This is a genomic window from Novosphingobium sp. B-7 (assembly GCF_000410615.1).
GTDB lineage: Bacteria > Pseudomonadota > Alphaproteobacteria > Sphingomonadales > Sphingomonadaceae > Novosphingobium > Novosphingobium capsulatum.
Genome location: NZ_KE148341.1, coordinates 54870 through 60220 on the forward strand (window position 1 = coordinate 54870; position 5351 = coordinate 60220).

Here is a 5351-nt window from a genome sequence, read left to right on the forward strand (position 1 = left end):
CCGCGGCGCGCAGCCGCGAAGAGACCCGGCCGCCGGTCCAGATCGGCAGGCTGGCGGAAACGGTGCCGCCTGCGCCCCGATCATAATCGAAGCGGTCATAGCCGGCCGCCCCATCGGCGGCGGCAGTGATCCGCCCCGCCGCGCGTGCCTGTTCGGGCGTTTCGGCCAGCCCATCCTGCCGCGCGCGGGCCGCCGCCAATGTTGGGTTGCCGAGATAGGCCGCCTCCACCGCATCGCGCAGGGTTTCCGCCTGGACGGGCGCCGATGCCAGCGCGGTGGAAAGCGCTACGGCAACCATAAGCCGCTTACTCATGGTGCAACGCCCAGGCCGGGGTCGCCCGCGCGGCGCGCAGAGACTGGGCGATCACCGTAAGCACGGCAATGGCCAGCGCCAGGAGCGTTGCGGCAACGAAGTACAGCGGCGAGAGCGCAATGCGATCGCTGAAACCGGCCAGCCATTGCCGCATCGCAACCCATGCCAGGGGCCAGGCAATCACGTTGGCGATCAGCACCGGACGCAGGAACTGGCCGACCAGCAGCTTGACCACATCGCGCGAGGAGGCGCCCAGCGCCTTGCGGATGCCGATCTCTTTCACGCGCCGCGAGGTATTGAACGAAGCAAGCCCCCACAGGCCAACGCAGCCGATCAGCACAGCGAGCACCGAGCCGATGGTGAAGAGATTGGCGGCGTGGTCATCATCCTCGAACAGCTTGGCAAGGTCCTGATCGGCAGGCGCCGCGTCAAACGGTACTTCCGGGGCGATCTTGCGCCATGTGTCGCGCACCGCATCCATCGCGGCATCCATGCGTCCGGCATAGCGCGCGGTGATCACCGGCGCGCCAAGGTAATGGCTCCAATAGGTGTAATAGGTGGCGTCCATCGGCACGTGCGGCGAAAAGAACCGCATGTCGTCCACCACGCCGATGATCGTGCGCGGCTGCCCCTTGCCCAGCGTCTTGCCGACCGCCTCCTGTGCAGAGCGGAAGCCAAGCACGGCAACGGCTGTCCGGTTGATCACGATCGCGCGGTTGTCCTTGCTCTTGGTGCCATAGGAATCGTCAGCCCCGTGCTGGTCGTCGAATACGCGGCCGGCGATCACCCGCGCGCCATAGGTGGCAAAGAAGCCGCGACCGACCACGATCTCGCGCAGCGAAGGTCCAGAGCCAGGTTGGCCAGGGATTTCGATGTTGCTGGCATTGTTGTTGCCAAAGCCACCGGCGGCACTGTCAGCAATCCCGACCGCGCGGATCATTGGCAAACCGGCGATGGCATCGCGCATGGTGTCTTGCTGCCCCTCGCTCAACCCCGCCATGCTCTTGACCACGATCAGCCCATCGCGGGCGAAGCCGAGATCGGCCTGACGCAGATGGCGGGTCTGTGCCACCAGCACCAGGGTTCCGGTGATGAAGGCCGTGGCGAGCGCGAACTGGAACACGACAAGCATTTCACGCAGCCTGGCGCCGGTGCGGCCGCCCCCGGGCGAACGCGCCGATGCCAGCACGGCAGCAGCGGGAAAGCGGGAAAGCAGCACGGCGGGATAGAGCCCCGCGCCAATTCCGACCACGATGGACAGCACCAGCAACGCCGGCACGACGGTGGCATAGGGGATCGACAATGCCAGGCCCGCTGCGGCATTGACCAGCGGCAGGCCCAGTTCTGCCAGTGCCAGCGCGACCAGCGCAGCAAGCGCCGTGGTGAGAATGGCCTCTCCGGCAAACTGGCGCACCAGCATGCTGCGGCTGGCGCCGAGGACCTTGCGCATGGCCACTTCGCGGGCGCGCAGGCCGGCGCGCGCCGTGGCCAGGTTCACATAATTGACGATCGCGATCAGCAGAGTGAGCGCGCCGACCACGCCGAGCGTCACGATCGTCTGGCGCATGCTCGCCATTTCGCGCCCCGCCGGGGTCAGGTGCAGATCGGTGAGCGGCAGCAGCGTGAGTTGCATGGTCTTGTCGGCATTGGCGCCCAGATCCCTCGTTCCGTGGCGGACCACGAAGGCTGGCATCCGGGCGGCAAAGGCCTTGGCCGCAGCGGCGTTGGGAAAGCGCAGATAGGTGTTAACCGAGGTGCTGCCCCAGTGATACCACCAGTCTTCGTTGCCCTTGGGCGCCCCCTTGGGGCTGCGCGCGAGCATCGTGAACTTGAGATCGGTATTGCGTGGCAACGGGGCAAACACCCCGGCGACGCGATAGGATGCGGTGCCGGCGCCGATGTTGAGCGTGAGCGTCTGGCCAACCGCATCGGTGCTGCCGAAGTATTTGCGGGCCATGTTGGCATCGATCAGCACGTTGGACGGATCGGCGAGCGCACGCCCGCCTTCGCCCTGCAGCATGGGCAGGTCCATCACCTCGAAAAACTGCGGATCGACCCAGGCAAGGTCCTCGGCCGTGCCGATCCCGCCGCGCAGCACTGTGGCGCCCACGCCATTGATGCTGGTGCCTGAAAGCCCGGGAAAATCGGCCTTCATTTCCTCCAGCAGGCCGCCCATCGTATTGGGATAGGCACCGTTGAACGGGCTGTCGGGCATGTGCCACACCGTTTGCACGATGTAGACCTGGTCGTGGCGCGGCAGCCATGTCTCGTAGCTTGTCTCGAACCTGACATAGAGGCCCAGCACCAGAAACACGGCAATCCCGATCGCCAGACCGCCGACATTGAGCGCGGCATAGAGCCGGTGGCGCGTGAGCGAACGATATAGCGTAAGAAAGGCAAAGCGGTTCATCGGCGTGCCTCCTCAGATCGCGCGGGCGAGCGAGGCGACGATGCGCCCGTCGAGCATGTCGATCCGCCGTCGCGCGATGTCGGCATGGCTGGGCGAATGCGTAACCATGATGATCGTGGCGCCATCGGCATTGAGGCTGGTGAGAATATCCATCACCTGCTGCCCGTTTTCGGTGTCGAGATTGCCGGTCGGCTCGTCGGCCAGGATCAGCTTGGGTTCGCCCACGATGGCGCGGGCAATGGCGGCGCGCTGCTGCTGCCCGCCGGAAAGCTGGTGCGGATAGTGGCGCGCGCGGTGGGATATGCCCACCCGGTCCATCGCGGCGGCGACGCGGCCCTTGCGATCGCCACCGGCGTCCTTGCGATAGATCAGGCCCAGTTCAACGTTCTCGGCGATGGTCAGCTCGTCGATCAGATTGAAGCTCTGGAACACAAAGCCCAAAGTCATCGCCCGAAAGCGGGCCAGCTCTGCTTCCTTGAGCGCGACGAGATCGCGATCGCCGAACAGATAGCGCCCGGCCGTGGGGCGATCGACCGTGCCCAGCGTATTGAGCAACGTGGATTTTCCGCAACCGGACGGCCCCATGATGGCGACGAATTCGCCCGCTGCCACGTCCAGGTTGATGTCGGCGAGCGCGGTCGTTTCCACCTCGTCGGAAACATAGCGGCGCTGGATATTCTCTAGGCGGATCATGCTGGGCCCTTTGGTCAGCGAAGGTTGATGATGTCGCCCGTGATGGACGATGTGTTGGTGGTCACGATGCGGTCTCCCGCGTCCAGCCCGGCCAGGATTTCCACCTGCGCGGGGTTGCGCCGGCCGACTTTGATCGCGCGGCGCCGGGCATGGCGGCCATCAGCGTCGACCACGAAGGCCGACGTGCCGCCGCCGCTGTCGAGCCAGCCGCCCACCGGGGCCACCAGCGCCTTGCTGGTTGCGCCCAGGGTGGCGCGGATATCCATGGTCTGGCCGCGGTTGAGGCCCTGTGGCACGGGGCCGACAAAGCCCAGTTCGATGTGGAAACGGCCATTGGCGACGGCGGGCAGGACTTTGCTGACGACCAGACCGATGCCGGCGTCGCCCTTGGCCTGCTGGCCCACGGCAACGCGGCCGAGATAGTATTCGTCCACGTCGGCCACCAGTTTCCAGGCGCCTTCGCTATCCACCTGCGCCACATGGTCGCCCGCCTTGAGCGTCTGCCCGGGCTGGATCACCAGGTTGCCCAAGCGGCCAGTGACCGGCGCGCGCACCACCAGGGCATCCAGTCCGGCGCGCACCGCGGCAAGGTTGCCACTCAAGCGCGCGCGCGTGTCGGCCAGGCGTGAGGCCTGGAGCCCGGCGGTCTGGTCTTCACGGTCCTGCCCCGCACGCAGCTGGCCCAGGCGCTTGCGCTGGTAATCGGCCTCTTCCTGGTAGCTTTTCACACCCTCGTCAGACACGAAACCCTGATCGTGCAACTGCTGGCGGATCGCCAGGTCGCGCCGCGCCTTGAGCAGGTCATAGTTGGCCGAGGCGGTCTGCGCTGCCCGGTCGAGCCGGCTGCGCTCCAGCGACAGTTCATCGCCGGTCAGGGTGCCCAGCTGGCTGGCGATTTCCGCCTCGCGGGTCAGCACGTCGAGCTTGAGCGTGGGATTGACCAGCGTGGCCAGCGGTTGGCCGGCCGTGACCCAGGCGCCGTCCTGCACCAGCAATTTCTCCACCTGGCCGCCCGACAGCGTATCGACGAGTGTGGTGACCTTGGGGGCGACCGAGGCGCGGATCGGCAAATAGTCCTCGAACGGCGCGCGCACCACGGTGCCGGTCTCGATCGTGGCTGCTGAGATATCGGTCGATCCGGCCGCAGGCAGCAGTTGCCAGGTCAGTCCTGCCGCCAGCACGATCGCCACGCCGCCTGCCACCCAGCGCCAGCGACGGCTGGCGCGAGGCCGCGTGACGCGGCGGTCCATGCCGGCACCAGGGGAAGGCGATTCGGAAGATGCTCCATTGCTCATGCGGACAGTATCGCAAAGCGTGGCAAACATTCCTAAAGCACTGATAATACAACCAACATTAGACCATGCTGGACAAGCCTCGTTGCGATATCGCACACACTGTCCGGAAATGGACAGTCCCACGCCCCCGTCAAGCCCGCCCCGCGTCCTGCTGATCGACGATGATCGCGACGTGCATCAGGCCGTCGCCGTCCTCTTCGGCCGCGCCGGGATCGAGCTGGTCAGCGCGATGCAGCCCGAAGAGGCTTACTCGGCGTTGGAGCTGGCGCCAGCCGACGCGATCCTGCTCGATCTCAATTTCACACGTGGCCGCACCCACGGCGAGGAAGGCTTCGCCGCGCTGGCCCGGCTCTTGGGCGATGATGCGGATGCGGCCGTGGTCGTGATCACCGGGCACAGCGGCATCCGCATCGCCGTGGCCGCGATGCAGGCCGGTGCGATCGATTTCGTGATGAAGCCATGGCGCAACGAGGAACTGCTCGAGCGCGTGCGCGCGGCGCTGGCCCATCGCCAAAGGCGGCGGGAAATCGCGGCGCTGCGCCAGCACGATGGCACTCCGGCCGATCCACCGCGCCTGCTCGGCGCCAGCGCAGCAATCGAGCGTGTGCGCGACCTCGTCCGGCGGGTCGGGCCGACAACC

The 5351-nt window shown here is 66.6% G+C and carries 5 protein-coding genes; 1 reads left to right on the forward strand and 4 read right to left on the reverse strand.

What is annotated here, in order from left to right; translation table 11 throughout:
* The 4 genes from H926_RS27285 to H926_RS0112465 all read right to left on the reverse strand — a co-directional run.
* Positions 1–313, reverse strand: a 313-nt coding sequence (locus tag H926_RS27285; RefSeq protein WP_158441982.1) for a TolC family protein, incomplete at its 3' end; no start/stop codon positions are given.
* Complete coding sequence (locus H926_RS0112455; protein ID WP_022676600.1) at positions 306–2723, reverse strand: FtsX-like permease family protein; 2418 nt, start codon at positions 2721–2723, stop codon at positions 306–308. The genes H926_RS27285 and H926_RS0112455, both read right to left, overlap by 8 nt.
* A gap of 12 nt (positions 2724–2735) precedes the next feature.
* Complete coding sequence (locus H926_RS0112460) at positions 2736–3416, reverse strand: ABC transporter ATP-binding protein (RefSeq protein WP_022676601.1); 681 nt, start codon at positions 3414–3416, stop codon at positions 2736–2738.
* Between the two features lie 14 nt (positions 3417–3430).
* Entirely contained in the window at positions 3431–4666 is a 1236-nt protein-coding gene (locus H926_RS0112465) for an efflux RND transporter periplasmic adaptor subunit (RefSeq protein WP_022676602.1), read from the reverse strand.
* Between the two features lie 154 nt (positions 4667–4820).
* Between H926_RS0112465 and H926_RS35570 the strand changes: the two genes are divergently transcribed.
* The coding region (locus H926_RS35570) for a response regulator (protein ID WP_022676603.1) at positions 4821–5351 on the forward strand (531 nt) is incomplete at its 3' end.

Excerpts from the sequence above, each read along its gene's own strand:
- H926_RS0112455 (WP_022676600.1), bottom strand. The coding sequence starts at position 2,723 with ATGAACCGCTTTGCCTTTCTTACGCTATATCGTTCGCTCACGCGCCAC.
- H926_RS0112460 (WP_022676601.1), bottom strand. The coding sequence starts at position 3,416 with ATGATCCGCCTAGAGAATATCCAGCGCCGCTATGTTTCCGACGAGGTG.
- H926_RS0112465 (WP_022676602.1), bottom strand. The coding sequence starts at position 4,666 with ATGGACCGCCGCGTCACGCGGCCTCGCGCCAGCCGTCGCTGGCGCTGG.